General features: G+C 71.5%; 15 protein-coding genes. 9 read left to right on the top strand and 6 right to left on the bottom strand.

What is annotated here, in order from left to right; all coding sequences use genetic code 11:
- Positions 1-102 precede the first annotated feature (102 nt).
- Genes trpS through GXP71_RS01460 form a run of 3 tightly spaced genes read left to right on the top strand, consistent with a single transcriptional unit; the run spans position 103 to position 2,783 of the window.
- Positions 103-1,170, top strand: coding sequence for a tryptophan--tRNA ligase (gene trpS / locus GXP71_RS01450; RefSeq protein WP_124343718.1), 1,068 nt, complete (start codon positions 103-105; stop codon positions 1,168-1,170).
- Positions 1,167-1,778 carry a 2'-5' RNA ligase family protein gene (locus GXP71_RS01455; RefSeq protein WP_162351205.1) on the top strand — a complete coding sequence of 204 codons (612 nt, stop codon included), beginning with the start codon at positions 1,167-1,169 and terminating at the stop codon, positions 1,776-1,778. The genes trpS and GXP71_RS01455 overlap by 4 nt, the downstream gene beginning before the upstream one ends.
- 9 nt (positions 1,779-1,787) lie before the next feature.
- Positions 1,788-2,783: a YihY/virulence factor BrkB family protein gene (locus GXP71_RS01460; RefSeq protein WP_162351206.1), complete on the top strand. Its 996-nt coding sequence runs from the start codon at positions 1,788-1,790 to the stop codon at positions 2,781-2,783.
- A 122-nt stretch (positions 2,784-2,905) separates the two neighbouring features.
- Here GXP71_RS01460 and GXP71_RS01465 read toward each other — a convergent pair whose 3' ends face one another.
- From GXP71_RS01465 to sdhC, 6 genes are all read right to left on the bottom strand, one after another.
- Positions 2,906-3,688, bottom strand: coding sequence for a phosphotransferase (locus GXP71_RS01465; protein WP_238402553.1), 783 nt, complete (start codon positions 3,686-3,688; stop codon positions 2,906-2,908).
- 26 nt (positions 3,689-3,714) lie between these two features.
- Positions 3,715-3,888 carry a hypothetical protein gene (locus tag GXP71_RS20075; RefSeq protein ID WP_202924311.1) on the bottom strand — a complete coding sequence of 58 codons (174 nt, stop codon included), beginning with the start codon at positions 3,886-3,888 and terminating at the stop codon, positions 3,715-3,717.
- 246 nt (positions 3,889-4,134) lie between these two features.
- Positions 4,135-4,896 carry a succinate dehydrogenase iron-sulfur subunit gene (locus tag GXP71_RS01470; RefSeq protein WP_124343722.1) on the bottom strand — a complete coding sequence of 254 codons (762 nt, stop codon included), beginning with the start codon at positions 4,894-4,896 and terminating at the stop codon, positions 4,135-4,137.
- The gene (gene sdhA, locus GXP71_RS01475) at positions 4,896-6,746 is read right to left on the bottom strand and encodes a succinate dehydrogenase flavoprotein subunit (protein ID WP_124343723.1); all 1,851 of its coding nucleotides are present in this window, start codon (positions 6,744-6,746) and stop codon (positions 4,896-4,898) included. The genes GXP71_RS01470 and sdhA overlap by 1 nt, the downstream gene beginning before the upstream one ends.
- A 56-nt stretch (positions 6,747-6,802) precedes the next feature.
- Positions 6,803-7,261: a succinate dehydrogenase, hydrophobic membrane anchor protein gene (gene sdhD, locus GXP71_RS01480; RefSeq protein WP_124343724.1), complete on the bottom strand. Its 459-nt coding sequence runs from the start codon at positions 7,259-7,261 to the stop codon at positions 6,803-6,805.
- The gene (gene sdhC / locus GXP71_RS01485; RefSeq protein WP_225916297.1) at positions 7,261-7,596 is read right to left on the bottom strand and encodes a succinate dehydrogenase, cytochrome b556 subunit; all 336 of its coding nucleotides are present in this window, start codon (positions 7,594-7,596) and stop codon (positions 7,261-7,263) included. Before sdhC ends, sdhD begins: the two co-directional genes overlap by 1 nt.
- Positions 7,597-7,848: 252 nt before the next feature.
- Between sdhC and GXP71_RS01490 the strand changes: the two genes are divergently transcribed.
- The 6 genes from GXP71_RS01490 (at position 7,849) to GXP71_RS01515 (ending at position 15,898) form a co-directional block, all read left to right on the top strand.
- Positions 7,849-8,994: a mannose-1-phosphate guanylyltransferase gene (locus tag GXP71_RS01490; RefSeq protein ID WP_162351207.1), complete on the top strand. Its 1,146-nt coding sequence runs from the start codon at positions 7,849-7,851 to the stop codon at positions 8,992-8,994.
- A gap of 65 nt (positions 8,995-9,059) precedes the next feature.
- The gene (locus GXP71_RS01495) at positions 9,060-10,316 is read left to right on the top strand and encodes an amidohydrolase (RefSeq protein ID WP_162351208.1); all 1,257 of its coding nucleotides are present in this window, start codon (positions 9,060-9,062) and stop codon (positions 10,314-10,316) included.
- A 239-nt stretch (positions 10,317-10,555) separates the two neighbouring features.
- Positions 10,556-11,641 carry a BMP family protein gene (locus GXP71_RS01500; protein WP_124343728.1) on the top strand — a complete coding sequence of 362 codons (1,086 nt, stop codon included), beginning with the start codon at positions 10,556-10,558 and terminating at the stop codon, positions 11,639-11,641.
- A gap of 134 nt (positions 11,642-11,775) precedes the next feature.
- Positions 11,776-13,359 carry an ABC transporter ATP-binding protein gene (locus GXP71_RS01505; protein ID WP_124341287.1) on the top strand — a complete coding sequence of 528 codons (1,584 nt, stop codon included), beginning with the start codon at positions 11,776-11,778 and terminating at the stop codon, positions 13,357-13,359.
- A complete protein-coding gene (locus tag GXP71_RS01510) occupies positions 13,359-14,603 on the top strand; it encodes an ABC transporter permease (RefSeq protein WP_124341286.1) in 1,245 nt (414 codons plus the stop codon). The genes GXP71_RS01505 and GXP71_RS01510 overlap by 1 nt, the downstream gene beginning before the upstream one ends.
- Positions 14,604-14,701: 98 nt before the next feature.
- Positions 14,702-15,898 carry an ABC transporter permease gene (locus tag GXP71_RS01515; protein ID WP_162351209.1) on the top strand — a complete coding sequence of 399 codons (1,197 nt, stop codon included), beginning with the start codon at positions 14,702-14,704 and terminating at the stop codon, positions 15,896-15,898.
- Positions 15,899-15,908 lie beyond the last annotated feature (10 nt).

Genomic DNA, 15,908 nt, shown 5'->3' on the forward strand with positions numbered 1-15,908 from the left:
CTCACCGGTCCCGCCGCCCGCGCAGACGCACCCCCCGCACGCACCCCGTCGTCCCGCTCCTGGGCGGGCACGGCGCACCGACAGAATGGACTGAGGGTCCGCATGGCCACGCACCGCTCGCGCATCTTCTCCGGGATGCAGCCGACGTCCGACTCGCTCCAGCTCGGCAACTACCTGGGCGCGCTCACGCAGTGGGTCGCGCTGCAGGACGACCACGACGCGATCTACTGCGTCGTCGACCTGCACGCGCTGACCGTCAACCCGGACCCGGCGGTCCTGCGGGACCGGACGCGGCGCACGGCGGCGCAGTTCCTCGCCGCGGGCGTCGACCCGGCCCGGTCGATCCTCTTCGTGCAGTCGCACGTCCCCGAGCACGCGGAGCTCGCCTGGCTGCTGTCGTGCCAGACGGGCTTCGGCGAGGCCGGGCGGATGACGCAGTTCAAGGACAAGTCGAGCAAGCAGGGGACCGAGGGCACGACGGTCGGGCTCTTCACGTACCCGGTGCTCATGGCGGCGGACATCCTGCTGTACGACACCAACCTCGTGCCTGTCGGCGAGGACCAGCGCCAGCACCTCGAGCTGTCCCGCGACCTCGCGCAGCGCCTCAACCACCGGTTCGGCAAGGACACGGTCGTCGTGCCGGAGCCCCACATCGTCAAGGCGACCGCGAAGATCTACGACCTGCAGGACCCGACGTCGAAGATGAGCAAGTCGGCCGAGAGCCCGAACGGCCTCATCGAGCTGCTCGACGACCCGAAGGTCATCGCGAAGCGCATCAAGTCGGCGGTGACGGACACCGAGCGCGAGATCCGCTTCGACCCGGCGGCCAAGCCCGGCATCTCCAACCTCCTGACGATCTACTCGGCGCTCGCGGGCCGGCCCGTGGACGCGCTCGTCGCGGAGTACGAGGGCAAGGGCTACGGCGACCTGAAGAAGGACGTCGCCGAGGTCGTGCTGGCCTTCCTCACGCCGTTCCAGGAGCGCGTGCACGGCTACCTCGCAGACCCCGCGTCGCTCGACGCGGTGCTCGCCGACGGTGCCGACCGGGCGCAGGAGATCGCGGCGCCGACGCTCGAGCGCCTCTACGACCGGTTCGGCCTGCTGCGCCGTCGCGGGTCGCGCCGGGTGGTCCGCGACGAGGTCGACGCCGGGGTGGGGATCGGGGCATGAGGCTGCCGGAACGCACCGGCGACCAGCTCCGCATCGGGGTCGCCGTCACGGTCCCCGAGCCGTGGGGCAGCGAGCTGCGCGCCGCGCGGTCCCGCTACGGCGACCCGCTCGCCGACTTCATCCCGCCCCACATCACGCTGCTGGGTCCGACGGTCGTCGAGCCCGAGGAGATGGCGGAGGTCGACGCGCACCTGTCGAAGGCCGCGGCCCGGCACACGCCGTTCGTCGTGCGGCTGCGGGGGACGGCGACGTTCCGGCCGGTGTCGCCGGTGGTGTTCGTCGAGCTCGCCGACGGCGCCGAGGGCTGCGCGGCGCTCGAGCGCTCGGTCCGGACCGGCGTGCTCGACCAGGAGCTCCGGTTCGACTACCACCCGCACGTCACCGTCGCGCACGAGGTGCCCGACGACCGGCTCGACGCGGCCGCGGCCGGGCTGGCGGACTTCGAGGCCGCGTTCGTGGTCACGGAGTTCCACAGCTACCTGCACGGCGACGACGGCGTCTGGCGTCCCGTGCGGGACTTCGCCCTCGACCTCGGGTCCGCACCCGTGGGCCTGCTGACGTCGGACGACGCGTCCGACGCGGATGCCGGAGCGGTGCGCCCGACCTAGGGTCGAGGCATGACGAGCGAGCCGACGGACGTGACCAGCCCGGCGGCCGGCTCGGGGGCCGCCCAGGCGCGTGCGCAGCGGACCGAGGACGCGTCGCTGCCGCGCAAGCGCCCGTCGCTCGTCGAGCGTGCCAAGGCCGTCCTCGCGTGGTGGCAGCAGACGCGTCCCGCGCGCGCGAACGCCCGCTTCGGCGCTGCCGGGGGCGGGCTGCTCACCGGCGGGATCGCGTACGCCGCGCTGTTCTCGGTGTTCGCCGGGCTCACCATCGGCTACACGATCTTCATGGCGGTGCTCGGCGACAACGCCGACCTGCGTCAGCAGGTGCTCGCGGCGATCGACGACACGCTGCCGGGTCTCATCGACACCGGGGAGAACACAGGGCTCATCGACCCCGACTCGCTCGTGCTGAACCCCGCGCTCACCGTCGCGGGTGTCGTCGCCCTCGTCGTCCTCGTCCTGAGCGCCATCTCCGCGACCGCTGCGCTGCGCACCGGCGTGCGCGCGATGTTCGGGCGGGTGACCGGCGACAACGCCGTGTTCTCGAAGCTGCGCGAGCTCGGCGGGTTCGTCGGGATCGCGCTGGCGGTGCTCGTGTCCGCCGTCCTCACGACGGCGGCGACCGCGGCGTCCGACTGGTTGACGACGCTCGTCGGCTGGCCCGACACGTCGGGCACCGTGGCGGCGGCGCTCGTGTCGTTCGTCGTCGACGCCGCGATGTTCATGCTGATCGTGTGGTTCTTGGCGGGGCAGCGACCGGCCTTCAAGGACCTCTGGTGGGGAGCCGTCATCGCGGCTGTGGGCATCGGCGTGCTCCGGCTGCTCGGGACGTCCGTCGTCGCCGGCAGCGCGACGCGCAACCCGGTGCTCGCGTCGTTCGCGGTCATCGTCACGCTGCTGATCTGGATCAACCTGCTGGCGCGCATCGTCCTGCTGGCCGCCGCGTGGACCGCGGACCCGCCGCAGGAGAAGCCCGAGGACGTCGAGAGCCCCGTCGGCGCCGACTGACGCCTCGGGCACGACGACAGGCGACCGGGAGCCGCAGGCCTGCCCCGACGGTGCCGGCCCCCTCGGGTGCTGCCGAACCCCCGAGCCTCCGGTGTGCTGACCCCTCCCGCGTCTCCGGCCGCTCAGAGCAGCGCGCGGATCGCCGGTGCGTGCGCGCGCAGGGTGGCGATCCGGGCGCGGGTCGAGGCAGGCTCGCCGATCTCCCCGAGGCGCAGCATCCCGGGGTCGCCGCGGCGCTGCCCCTCCTCGATCCGGTCCGACGCGTCGGTCATGCGGACGGTCACGTGGTCGAGGATCACGGCGGGGTCGACGTCGCCGTACGCCTCGGCCATGACGCGCAGGCCGTGCGCGGCGGTGGCGTGGTCACCGTCCGGGAACAGGAGCGGCGCGTTCCACGCGAAGATCGCGAGGTCGTCGATCGGGCGCCCGGGGCCGGCGACGTCCCAGTCGAAGACGCCCGCGAGCTCGTCGCCGTCGAAGGCCATGTTGTACATCGCGGTGTCGTGGTGGCAGACGATCTCGTCCGGCTCCAGCGCGCGCTCGAGGAACCGCCAGCGACGGCTGTCCCGCGGGAAGCCCGCCACGACGTCGTGGAAGTGCCGCAGCCACCGCATCGCCGCCCGCACCTGGCCGTCGGTGAGCGTCTCGACGCCGATCGGCACGACCCGGCCGGGCAGGTACGTGAGGACCTCGCGGCCCTGGTCGTCGGTGCCGAGGACGCGCGGGACGTGCGGCAGGTCCGTCGTCGCGAGGAAGTCGAGCAGCTCGTGCACGGCGGGGGTCCACGGGCCGGTCGGGCGGCGGACGGTGTCGCCGACGCGCACCGCGCCGCCCACGTTGCCGCCCTCGAGCGGGATCTCGACCTCGTCGGAGGCGGGCGAGTCGACGGCGTCAGGTGGCAGCACGACCGACACCGTACGGGACGGGCCTGTCAGCGCGCCGCCCGTTCCGGCACCGCGACGCCGCGCCGCTCGAGCTCCTCGCGCACCGTGCGCGGGATGTCGCGGCAGCCGCACTCCTGCGCGTGCGCGAGGTGCCACGCGACGCGGTCGTCCATCGGTGCACCCTGACCCAGCACGTGCGCGTCGTGCCACTCGGCGTTCATCCGCCCAGCCAAGCACCGCGGCCCGACCCGGTCGAGTGGCCGGAGGTCCCGAGAACGCCGCGAGGCCGCCCCGACGACGGGACGGCCTCGCGAGCGAGCAGGTGTGGTGCGCCGGGTCAGAAGGCGCGCGTGATCATCGCGCGCTTCACTCGCCTCCCCGCGGCCTCGGTGGTGCGCCGGGTCAGAAGGGGCGCGTGATCATTGCGCGCTTCTCTCGCCTCCCCGCGGCCTCGGTGGTGCGCCGGGTCAGAAGGCGCGCGTGATCATCGCGCGCTTCACTTCCTGGATCGCCTTCGTGATCTCGATCCCGCGCGGGCACGCCTCGGTGCAGTTGAAGGTCGTGCGGCAGCGCCACACGCCCTCCTTGTCGTTGAGGATCTCGAGGCGCTGCGCCCCGCCCTCGTCACGGCTGTCGAAGATGAAGCGGTGCGCGTTGACGATCGCGGCGGGGCCGAAGTACTGGCCGTCGGTCCAGAACACCGGGCAGGACGACGTGCACGCGGCGCAGAGGATGCACTTGGTGGTGTCGTCGAACCGCTCGCGCTGCTCGGCGGACTGGCGACGCTCCTTGGTGGGCTCGGTGCCGGTCGTGATGAGGAACGGCATGATCTCGCGGTAGGACGCGAAGAACGGCTCCATGTCGACGACGAGGTCCTTGACGACCGGCAGGCCCTTGATGGGCTCGACGGTGATCGGCTTGGACGGGTCGAGGTCCTTCAGCAGCGTCTTGCAGGCGAGGCGGTTGCGGCCGTTGATGCGCATCGCGTCGGAGCCGCACACGCCGTGCGCGCACGAGCGGCGGAACGTGAGCGAGCCGTCCTGCTCCCACTTGACCTTGTGCAGGGCGTCGAGCACGCGGTCGGTGCCGTGCGCCTGCACGCGGAACTCGTCCCAGTGGGGGACCGGCGTGGCGCCGTCGTCGGACGGCAGGTAGCGCATGACCTTGAGCGTGACCTCGAACGAGGGCACGGCCCCGACCTCGGGGGTGGCGTCGAGCGTGGCAGTCATCAGTACTTGCGCTCCATCGGCTGGTAGCGGGTGACGGTGACGGGCTTGGACCCGAGCACCACCTGGTAGTCGTCGAAGACCGTCGTGTGCGCGAACGACCCCTTGTGGTCGCCGTCCGAGTCGCTGCCCCACAGGCGGTGTCCCTTGGCGGCCAGCGGCCGGCGGTAGGCCATCGTGTGCTGCATGTAGCCCTTGTCGTCGCGGTCCGGGTAGTCCTCCCGGAAGTGCCCGCCCCGCGACTCCTTGCGGTTGAGCGCGCCGACGACGACGGTCTCGGCGATGTCGAGGAGGAAGCCGAGCTCGACGGCCTCGAGGAGGTCGGTGTTGAACGTGCGGCTCTTGTCCTGGACGCTCACGGACGCGAACCGCTTGCGCAGCGCCCGGAGGTCGGACAGCGCCTGCTCGAGCGACTCCTCGGTGCGGAACACCTGCGCGTTGGCGTCCATCGTCTCCTGCAGCGCGCGGCGGATGTCGGCCACCCGCTCGCCGTCGCCGCGGGTGCGGATGGTCTCGAGCTCGGCCTCGACGGTGGCCGCCGGGTCCTCGGGGATCTCGACCCACTGCGCGCCGACGGCGTACTGCGCCGCGCTGATGCCGGCACGCTTGCCGAAGACGTTGATGTCGAGCAGGGAGTTGGTGCCGAGACGGTTCGACCCGTGCACCGAGACGCACGCGACCTCGCCCGCGGCGTACAGGCCCCGGATGACGTCGGTCGCGTTGCGCAGGACCTCGCCCTCGATGTTCGTCGGGACGCCGCCCATCGCGTAGTGCGCGGTCGGGTAGACGGGCACGGGCTCGGTGTACGGCTCGACGCCCAGGTAGGTCCGCGCGAACTCGGTGATGTCGGGGAGCTTCGCGTCGATGTGCGCGGGCTCGAGGTGCGTGAGGTCGAGCAGCACGTAGTCCTTGTTCGGACCGGCGCCGCGGCCCTCGCGGACCTCGTTCGCCATGGACCGGGCGACGATGTCGCGCGGCGCGAGGTCCTTGATGGTGGGCGCGTAGCGCTCCATGAACCGCTCGCCCTGCGCGTTGCGCAGGATGCCGCCCTCGCCGCGCGCGGCCTCCGACAGCAGGATGCCGAGGCCCGCGAGGCCCGTCGGGTGGAACTGGAAGAACTCCATGTCCTCGAGCGGGATGCCGCGGCGGTACGCGAGCGCCATGCCGTCGCCGGTCAGCGTGTGCGCGTTCGACGTGGTCTTGAAGATCTTGCCGGCGCCGCCGGTCGCCAGGACGACGGACTTGGCGCGGAACACGTGGATCTCGCCGGTCGCGAGCTCGTACGCGACGACGCCCGAGACGTTGACCTCCTCGCCGTCGGGCACGTGGCCCGCCGCGAGGTCGTGGTCGACGAGCAGGTCGAGCACGTAGAACTCGTTGAAGAACTCGACGTCGTTCTTCACGCACTGCTGGTAGAGCGTCTGCAGGATCATGTGCCCGGTGCGGTCCGCGGCGTAGCAGGACCGGCGGACGGCCGCCTCGCCGTGGTTGCGGGTGTGACCGCCGAACCGGCGCTGGTCGATCTTGCCCTCGGGCGTCCGGTTGAACGGCAGGCCCATCTTCTCCAGGTCGAGGACCGCGTCGATGGCCTCCTTGGCCATGACCTCGGCGGCGTCCTGGTCGACGAGGTAGTCACCGCCCTTGACGGTGTCGAACGTGTGCCACTCCCAGTTGTCCTCCTCGACGTTCGCGAGCGCGGCGCACATGCCGCCCTGCGCGGCACCCGTGTGGGAGCGCGTCGGGTAGAGCTTGGAGATGACGGCGGTCCGCACGCGCGTCGACGACTCGAGGGCCGCGCGCATGCCCGCGCCGCCCGCGCCGACGATGACGACGTCGTACTGGTGGGTCTGCATCGGTGGCGATGCCTTCCTGCTGGCGAGCTGGGGGTGGGGGTGGTCCGACGTCGGCGTCAGGCCGTGCAGAACGAGGGGAGCAGGTCCGCCGGGCTGCCCGTCGGGCAGGGGTCGAACGTGAAGATGACCAGCGTCCCGAGCACGACGACGAGGACGAACGCGAAGTACAGGAGGCCCTTGAGGACCAGGCGCGTCGTGTCCTTCTCGGCGTAGTCGTTGACGATCGTCCGCATGCCGTTGGTGCCGTGGATCATCGCGAGCCACAGCATGAGCAGGTCCCAGACCTGCCAGAACGGCGACGCCCACTTGCCGGCGACGAACCCGAAGTCGATCGCCGTGACGCCCTCACCGGCGACCAGGTTGACGAACAGGTGCCCGAAGATCAGCACGACGAGCAGGACGCCCGACGCGCGCATGAAGACCCAGCCGTAGAGCTCGGTGTTGCCGCGCGTGGTGCGACGGCCGGGGCCCGCCTTGGGCGGACGCGGGGCCTTGGGGTCGGCGACGAGGCTCATCACTCACCTCCGAAGACGTGCATGAGGTGACGCGGCAGGAAGCCGGCCATCGTCACGACGAACAGGCCGAGCACGACCCAGAGCATCACGCGCTGGTACTTCGTGCCCTTGGACCAGAAGTCGACCAGGATGATCCGGATGCCGTTGAAGGCGTGGAACACGATCGCGGCGACGAGCCCCGCCTCACCCAGACCCATGATCGGGTTCTTGTAGGTGGCGATGACCTCGTTGTACGCCTCGGGCGACACCCGCACGAGCGACGTGTCGAGCACGTGCACGAGCAGGAAGAAGAAGATGGCGACGCCGGTCACGCGGTGCGCGACCCACGACCACATGCCTTCGCGCCCTCGGTAGAGCGTTCCAGCCGGCGCTTTGGCAGGCGCTGCGGGCACTGGGGGGCCTCCTGGCGAGTCAGGGGTGAGCCACGGCGGGAACGTCCCTGACCCCGCCGTGCCTGTCGGTCTCACTGTATAGACACGTCCCCCTCGCTCCCCGCCGGGCTGGGCCCTTGGTCCCGCGCGGACGGCCGTTTGTGAGCAACTCCACACGCGGCGGGCCCGGTGACCGGCGCCGCTAGCCTGGGCGCCATGTCGACCGCGTCCACGTCCTCGCCCGTGCCCGCGCAGGGTCCGATCCCGGGCTTCCACGCGGTCGTCCCCGCCGGCGGCGCCGGCACGCGGCTGTGGCCGCTCTCGCGCGCCGGGCACCCCAAGTTCCTGCACGACCTCACGGGGTCGGGCCGCACGCTGCTGCAGGCGACGGTCGACCGTCTCGTCCCGCTCGTCGGCGACGACGGCGTGCTGGTCGTGACCGGCCACCGGCACGCGGACGCCGTGGCCGCCCAGGTGCCGACGCTCGTCGGCGGCGTCGACGGCGACCGGCTGCTCGCCGAGCCGTCGCCGCGCGACTCGATGGCCGCGATCGGGCTCGCGGCGGCCGTCCTGCTCGAGCGGCACGGCGAGGACGTCGTGCTCGGGTCGTTCGCGGCCGACCACGTCATCAGCGGCACCGAGGCGTTCGAGCGCGCGGTGCGCGAGGGCGTCGTCGCGGCGCGCGCGGGCTACGTCGTGACGGTCGGCATCCGCGCGACCGGGCCGTCGACGGCGTTCGGGTACGTCCGGTCGGGCGACCCGCTGGGCCTCGCCGGCGCGCCGACCGTGCACCACGTGCGCGGCTTCACCGAGAAGCCCGACGAGGAGACCGCGACGGCCTACCTGGCGACGGGGGAGTACCGCTGGAACGCGGGCATGTTCGTCGTGCGGGCGCGCGTGCTGCTCGACCACCTCGCGACGCAGCTGCCCGCGCTGGCCGACGGGCTCGTCGAGATCGCCCGCGCCTGGGACGGGCCGAACCGTGACGAGGTGCTCGGTCGCGTGTGGCCGACCCTGACGAAGATCGCGATCGACCACGCGATCGCCGAGCCCGTGGCCGCCGCGGGCGGCGTCGCCGTCGTGCCGGGCGACTTCACGTGGGACGACATCGGCGACTTCGCGTCCCTCGGCGGCCTCCTCGCGGACCCCACGCTCGGTGACGCCGCGGCCGTGCTGCGCGTCGACGCCGCCGACGCGCTCGTCGTCGCGGCCGGGGGGCGCACCGTGACGGTCGTCGGCGTGCCGGACGCGGTCGTCGTCGACACCCCCGACGCGGTGCTCGTCACCACGCGCGCGCACGCGCAGTCCGTGAAGTCGGCCGTCGACGGCTGGCGCGAGCGCGGCCGGGACGACCTGCTCTGACGCCCGCCCCGGCCGGGCCGTGGACGTCGGGGCCGGGCCGGGCCCTGCGGGCTAAGGTCGAGAGCGTGCCCGACACGTCCACCTCCGTCCCCACGCTCGTCCCGGCGCTCGACGTCCCCACGCGGTCGACCGACCCGCAGGTGGTGCGGCTCGCGGCCCTGCTCGACACGCTGCGTGACGAGCTCGTCGAGGTCCGCCGCGATCTGCACGCGCACCCCGAGCTCGGGCGCACGGAGGAGCGGACGACGCGCGTGGTCGCGGAGCGCCTGCGCCTGGCGGGGCTGTCCCCGCACCTGCTGCCGGGGTCCGGCCTCGTGTGCGACATCGGTCCGTCGCCCGCCGTCTCGGGGCGTCGGCGGATCGCGCTGCGTGCCGACCTGGACGCGCTGCCCGTCGCCGACGCGTGCGGCCTGCCCTGGGCGTCGACGAACCGCGGGGTCGCGCACGCGTGCGGCCACGACGTGCACACCGCCGCGGTGCTGGGCGCGGGGCTCGCGCTCGCGGAGCTCGCGGCGTCGGGCGAGCTCGCCACCGGGGTGCGGCTGGTGTTCCAGCCCGCCGAGGAGGTGCAGCCGGGCGGCGCGATCGACGTGATCAACGCGGGCGGGCTCGACGGCGTGGCGCAGATCTTCGGGATCCACTGCGACCCGAAGGTCGACGTCGGCCAGGTCGGGACGCGCATCGGGCCGATCACGTCGGCGAGCGACGAGGTGCAGGTCGTGCTGACGGGCTCGGGCGGGCACACGTCGCGCCCGCACCTGACGGGTGACCTGGTCTTCGGGCTGGGGCAGGTCATCACGCAGGTGCCCGCGATCCTGGGCCGTCGGCTGGACCCGCGCTCGGGCGTCAACCTCACGTGGGGCGAGGTGCACTCGGGCACGGCGCACAACGCGATCCCGGCGTCCGGGACGGTGCGCGGCACGCTGCGCTGCCTCGACGTCCGCGCGTGGGAGAAGGCGTCGGACGTGTTCCACCAGGCGGTCGAGCAGGTCGTCGCGCCGCTCGGGCTCGAGGCGGAGGTCCGTCACCACCGCGGCGTGCCGCCGGTCGAGAACGAGGAGCGCTCGACGGGCGTGCTCGAGGCCGCGGCGCGCGACGTGCTGGGCCCGGACGCGGTGCTCCTCACGGAGCAGTCGCTCGGCGGCGAGGACTTCGCGTGGTACCTGACGAAGGTGCCGGGCGCGATGGCGCGGCTCGGCACGCGCACGCCGGGCGGCCGGACGCACGACATCCACCAGGGCGACCTCCGCGTCGACGAGCGCGCGGTCGAGGCTGGCGCGCTGCTGCTGGCCAGGGCGGCGCTGCTCGCGGGACGGCACTGACGCCGCAGGTCGCCGGACAGGCGTCCGATGTCCGGGTCGTCCGTCTCTCCTGACGAGATGGCGCGTCCGTCACCTGGTCGGACATTCCAACTAGGTAACGGATCCTCGGCGGATACCGCCTGGTAACAAGCGCGACACGCGACGCTCACTACTGTCCGAAGCATCGACGCCGGGCGCGACCGTCCCGGCGACGGCCCACCTGCCGTCCGGCGGTCGGCTGACGAGACCAGGAGAATCGCGTGAAGAAGATCATCCGTGTGGCTGCGCTCGGCGGCGCCGTCGCCCTCGCCCTCGCGGCCTGTGGCAGCGCACCCGAGGACACGAACGAGACCGCCGGCGGAGGTGACACCGCCGCGGCGACCGACTTCAAGGGCTGCATGGTCTCCGACTTCGGTGGGTTCGACGACAACTCCTTCAACCAGTCCGGCATCGAGGGCCTCGAGCGGGCCGTCGACGAGCTCGGCATCGAGCAGGCGACGGCCGAGTCGACGGACGCCGGCCAGTACAAGACGAACGTCGACTCGATGATCCAGGCCTCCTGCGACCTGATCATCACCGTGGGGTTCAACCTGGCCGACACCACAGCCGAGGCCGCGGACGCGAACCCCGACCAGCACTTCGCGCTGATCGACTCCGGTGTCGACCCGGCGCGCGACAACGTCAAGCCCCTCCTGTTCAACACCCAGGAGGCGGCCTACCTCGCCGGGTACGTCGCGGCCGCGATGTCCAAGACCGGTGCCGTCGGCACGTTCGGCGGCGAGCCGTACCCGTCCGTCACGATCTTCATGGACGGCTTCTACGACGGCGTCCAGAAGTACAACGAGGACAACGGCACGGCGGTGAAGGTCCTCGGGTGGGACAAGACCGCGCAGAACGGCACGTTCACGAACACGTTCGAGATCACCGCGAAGGGCGAGGAGGCAACCAATGCCCTCATCGCGCAGGGCGCTGACGTGATCCTTCCCGTGGCCGGCCCCGTCGGGGAGGGCGCGCTGACCGCTGCCCGTGCCGCGGGGGGCGTCCTGGTCATCGGGGTCGACTCCGACTTCTGGGAGCAGCCCAAGTACGCGCAGTACAAGGACATCATCCTGACGTCGGTCCTCAAGCAGATCGGCCAGTCGGTCTTTGACACCATCTCGGCCACGGCCGAGGGCGAGTTCGACGCCGAGCCCTACGTGGGCACCCTCGCCAACGAGGGGGTGGGTCTCGCCCCGTTCCACGACCTGGAGAGCAGCGTCCCGGCGGACGTGGTCACGAAGATCGACGAGCTGAAGCAGCAGATCGTCGACGGTGACCTCACAGTCGAGTCTCCCTCGCAGAACTGATCCACCGCTGTCCGGCCCAGGCGCGTCGTCGAGCGCCTGGGCCGGACAGCGCCGCGCCGTCTCATCGGTCCGTGCGCGACGGATGTCGCGGTGCCACAGTGAGGCCAGGACGGCCCGTCGAAGGAGGACCACGCATGAAGCTCGAGCTCCGGGGCATCACCAAGAGGTTCGGGTCGCTCGTCGCGAACGACAGCATCGACCTGACCGTCAACCCTGGTGAGATCCACGCGCTCCTCGGCGAGAACGGTGCCGGGAAGAGCACTCTCATGAACGTGCTCTACGGCCTCTACGAGCCCGACGGCGGGCAGATCCTGCTCGACGACCAGCCGGTGGCCTTCACGGGACCAGGTGACGCGATGGCCGCGGGCATCGGCATGGTCCACCAGCACTTCATGCTCGTCGACGTGTTCACGGTGGCGGAGAACGTCGTCCTCGGCCACGAGCCGATGCGTGGCGGCCGGCTGATCGACGCTGGACGTGCACGCGAGCTGGTGCGTGAGATCTCCGACCGCTTCGGCTTCCAGGTCGACCCCGATGCTCTCGTCGAGGACCTGCCGGTCGGCGTCCAGCAGCGCGTCGAGATCATCAAGGCGCTCTCCCGCGACGCGCGCGTCCTCATCCTCGACGAGCCGACGGCGGTCCTCACACCGCAGGAGACCGACGAGCTGATCGCAATCATGCGTCAGCTCAAGGAAGCGGGAACCTCCATCGTCTTCATCACGCACAAGCTGCGTGAGGTGCGGGCGATCGCCGACCGCATCACGGTGATCCGTCGGGGCGCGGTCGTCGGGGCGGCCAGCCCGACGTCGACCGAGCAGGAGCTCGCGTCGATGATGGTGGGTCGGTCTGTCACCCTGGGCGTCCACAAGGAGCCGGCGCAGACCTCGGGTCGCCGTCTGGTCGTCCGGGAGCTCACTGTGCTCGACCCGAACGACGTGCCGGTCCTCGACCGGGTCGACCTGACGGTGGACGGCGGTGAGATCCTCGCGGTCGCCGGTGTGCAGGGGAACGGTCAGACGGAGCTCGCCGAGGTGCTGCTCGGGATGCTGAAGCCCACGGGCGGCACGGTCGAGCTCGACGGCAGGCCGCTCGCCGGGCGCAGCATCAAGGAGGTCCTCGACCTGGGCGTGGGGTTCGTCCCCGAGGACCGCACCACCGACGGCGTCGTCGGCGACTTCTCGATCGCGGAGAACCTGATCCTCGACCTGCACGACAGGTCGCCCTTCGCCCGACGTGGCGCCGTCGACGCGAAGGTGGTCCGCGACAACGCCGAGCGGCAGGTGCGCGAGTTCGACGTGCGCACGTCGTCCGTCGAGGCGCCCGTCCGGACCTTGTCGGGCGGCAACCAGCAGAAGGTCGTCCTGGCGCGTGAGCTGTCCCGCCCGCTACGGCTTCTCGTCGCCTCGCAGCCGACCCGTGGTCTCGACGTCGGGTCAATCGAGTTCGTGCACAAGCGCATCGTCGCGGAGCGGGACGTCGGCACCGCAGTCGTCATCGTGTCGTCCGAGCTCGACGAGGTGCTGGCGCTCGCCGACCGCATCGCTGTCATGTACCGCGGACGGGTCGTCGGCGTCGTCGACGGGAAGACCGACCGGGACGTGCTCGGCCTCATGATGGCCGGCGTCCCGCTGGAAGAAGCGCGTGAGCAGGTGACCGAGCACCACACGGCGCTCGGAGGTGCCGACCTCGAGGCCGGCGGCGAAGGAGTGGTGTCCTGATGACCGAGGCCTCCGTGGGCACCGACCGTGCCGAGCACGTCGAGGAGTCCCGGGCGACGAGGATCACTCGCGACATCCTCTCGAGCGATGCGACGGTCGTCGTCCTCGCCATCGTCGTTGCGCTCGTGCTCGCCGCGGTGCTCATCGCGGCGGCTGACCCCGACGTGCAGAAGGCTGCCGGCTACTTCTTCGCCCGGCCCGCCGACTTCTTCACGGCGGTGTGGGACGCCGTCTACGGCGCGTACTCCTCGCTCTTCCGCGGCGCGGTCTTCGACCCGCAGGCCAGCACGCCGGAGCGGCAGGTGCGCCCGTTCACGGAGACGCTGACCGCATCGGTGCCCCTCATCTTCGCCGGCCTCGGCCTCGGGATCGGCTTCCGGGCCGGGCTGTTCAACATCGGTGCTCAAGGGCAGGTCATCCTCGGTGCGACCTTCGCTGCGTTCGCCGGGTTCACCTTCCACCTGCCCGCAGGCCTGCACCTGGTGGTGGCGATCGCGTTCGGTGTCGCCGCCGGCGCCGCCTGGGCCGGCATCGCGGGCGTCCTGAAGGCGCGCACGGGTGCGAACGAGGTCATCGTCACGATCATGCTCAACTCGATCGCGGTCTTCCTCATGGCGTACCTGCTCACCACGGACGCCTTCAAGCGACCGGGCACCAACCCGATCAGCCCCAAGATCGAGCCCACCGCGATGTTCCCGTCGATCTTCGGGCCTCCGTTCCGGCTCCACTGGGGCTTCGTGCTCGCACTGGTCACCGCGGTCGGCGTCTGGTGGTTCATGGAGCGCTCGACGGCGGGGTTCCGGTACCGCGCGGTAGGCCTCAACCCGCATGCCGCCCGGACCGCGGGCATCAGGATCAACTCCGTGTACGTCTCGGTGATGCTGATCGCCGGGGCCCTCGCCGGGATGGGCGGCGTCACGCAGGTTCTCGGTACTGAGGGCGTGCTGCAGGACGGCGTCGCGGGGACGATCGGGTTCGACGCCATCACGGTCGCCCTGCTCGGTCGCTCCAAGCCGGTGGGTACCGTGCTCGCGGCACTCCTGTTCGGGGCGCTGCGGGCGGGGTCGCCGCTGATGCAGACGGTCAGCGGGACGCCCATCGACATCGTGATGGTCGTCCAGGCGGTGATCGTGCTGCTCATCGCGGCCCCGCCGCTCGTACGGGCGATCTTCCGGCTGCCCAGCCCTGACGAACGGCGCGCCCGTCGGACCGCCGTCCTCGCTCCGAAGGAGGTGGCCGCGTGAGCGTCCTGACCGCTCCGGAACCCGGCGGACTCGTCGGCGACGTCGCTCCGGCAGTCCGTTCGCGGGTCAGCTGGAAGGCACCGATCACCTATGCCGTGATGGGGCTCGCTTCCCTGCTCGCGTTCGGGGTCTTCACGTCGGGCAGCGCCGAGTCGACGTTCGTGATCTCCACGCCGTCCGACGCCTGGCAGATCGCTCCGGTCACGGTGCCGTCGCGTCTCACGGCGGTCGTCCTCTCGCTGGTGGCGCTCGGCCTGGCGGCGTTCGTGGCCGTCCGCACGCGTGCGCGCCGTCGCGTCGGCGTGTGGGTCCCGGTCGTGTTCGGCCTGTGCGTCGTCCTCTCGTTCCTCACCTGGGCGGACGCCGGCAAGGTCGCGCCGATCACCTTGACGAGCCTGCTCGTCGGCGGGCTCGTCCTGTCGATCCCGCTCGTGTTCGGGTCGCTCGCCGGGCTCCTGTGCGAACGATCGGGCATCATCAACATCGCGATCGAGGGTCAGCTCCTCGCGGGCGCGTTCCTCGCTGCGGTCGTGGCGTCGATGACGTCCAACGCGTACGCGGGACTGGTCGCGGCACCCGTCGCCGGGGCGCTGGTCTCCGTCCTGCTCGCGTTCTTCTCGATCCGCTACCGCGTCAACCAGATCATCGTCGGGGTGGTCCTCAACGGCCTGGTGATCGGACTGACGGGCTTCCTGTTCTCCGCCGTGCTGTCGGACAACATCCCGTTGCTCAACTCGCCGCCGCGCCTTCCCGTGCTCCCGATACCGCTCCTCAGCGAGATCCCTGTGGTGGGCCCGGTCCTCTTCCGCCAGAGCGCCCTCGTCTACCTGATGTTCGTCATCGTCGTCCTGCTGCAGGTCATGCTCTTCCGCAGCCGTTGGGGTCTGCGCATGCGATCAGTAGGCGAGCACCCGAAGGCGGCCGACACGGTCGGCATCGACGTGAACCGGACGCGCTGGCGCAACACCGTGCTGGGCGGCGCCGTCGCCGGACTCGGCGGTGCGGCGTTCACCGTCGCGCTCGGCCTCGCCTTCACCAAGGAGATGACCGGCGGGAAGGGATACATCGCGCTTGCCGCGATGATCCTCGGCCGGTGGAACCCGCGCGGAGCGCTCGTCGCAGCTCTCCTCTTCGGCTTCGCAGACGCGCTCGGCACCAACCTCTCGCTCGTCGGGACTCCGGTGCCGCCGCAGCTCCTGGCGATGCTGCCCTACGTCGCGACGATCTTCGCGGTCGCTGGACTCGTCGGCCGGGTACGTGCCCCGGCCGCCGAGGGCATCCCTTACGGCAAGTGACGATCGAGGG

The organism is Cellulomonas sp. H30R-01 (assembly GCF_010119915.1).
Taxonomy (GTDB): domain Bacteria; phylum Actinomycetota; class Actinomycetes; order Actinomycetales; family Cellulomonadaceae; genus Cellulomonas; species Cellulomonas algicola.

What these genes read in the sequence shown, in the direction of transcription:
- GXP71_RS01510 (WP_124341286.1), top strand. Translation starts at nt 13,359, where the DNA reads ATGACCGAGGCCTCCGTGGGCACCGACCGTGCCGAGCACGTCGAGGAG.
- GXP71_RS01460 (WP_162351206.1), top strand. Translation starts at nt 1,788, where the DNA reads ATGACGAGCGAGCCGACGGACGTGACCAGCCCGGCGGCCGGCTCGGGG.
- GXP71_RS01515 (WP_162351209.1), top strand. Translation starts at nt 14,702, where the DNA reads ATGGGGCTCGCTTCCCTGCTCGCGTTCGGGGTCTTCACGTCGGGCAGC.
- GXP71_RS01455 (WP_162351205.1), top strand. Translation starts at nt 1,167, where the DNA reads ATGAGGCTGCCGGAACGCACCGGCGACCAGCTCCGCATCGGGGTCGCC.
- trpS (WP_124343718.1), top strand. Translation starts at nt 103, where the DNA reads ATGGCCACGCACCGCTCGCGCATCTTCTCCGGGATGCAGCCGACGTCC.
- GXP71_RS01505 (WP_124341287.1), top strand. Translation starts at nt 11,776, where the DNA reads ATGAAGCTCGAGCTCCGGGGCATCACCAAGAGGTTCGGGTCGCTCGTC.
- sdhD (WP_124343724.1), bottom strand. Translation starts at nt 7,261, where the DNA reads ATGAGCCTCGTCGCCGACCCCAAGGCCCCGCGTCCGCCCAAGGCGGGC.
- GXP71_RS01490 (WP_162351207.1), top strand. Translation starts at nt 7,849, where the DNA reads ATGTCGACCGCGTCCACGTCCTCGCCCGTGCCCGCGCAGGGTCCGATC.
- GXP71_RS20075 (WP_202924311.1), bottom strand. Translation starts at nt 3,888, where the DNA reads ATGAACGCCGAGTGGCACGACGCGCACGTGCTGGGTCAGGGTGCACCG.
- sdhA (WP_124343723.1), bottom strand. Translation starts at nt 6,746, where the DNA reads ATGCAGACCCACCAGTACGACGTCGTCATCGTCGGCGCGGGCGGCGCG.
- sdhC (WP_225916297.1), bottom strand. Translation starts at nt 7,596, where the DNA reads ATGTGGTCGTGGGTCGCGCACCGCGTGACCGGCGTCGCCATCTTCTTC.
- GXP71_RS01470 (WP_124343722.1), bottom strand. Translation starts at nt 4,896, where the DNA reads ATGACTGCCACGCTCGACGCCACCCCCGAGGTCGGGGCCGTGCCCTCG.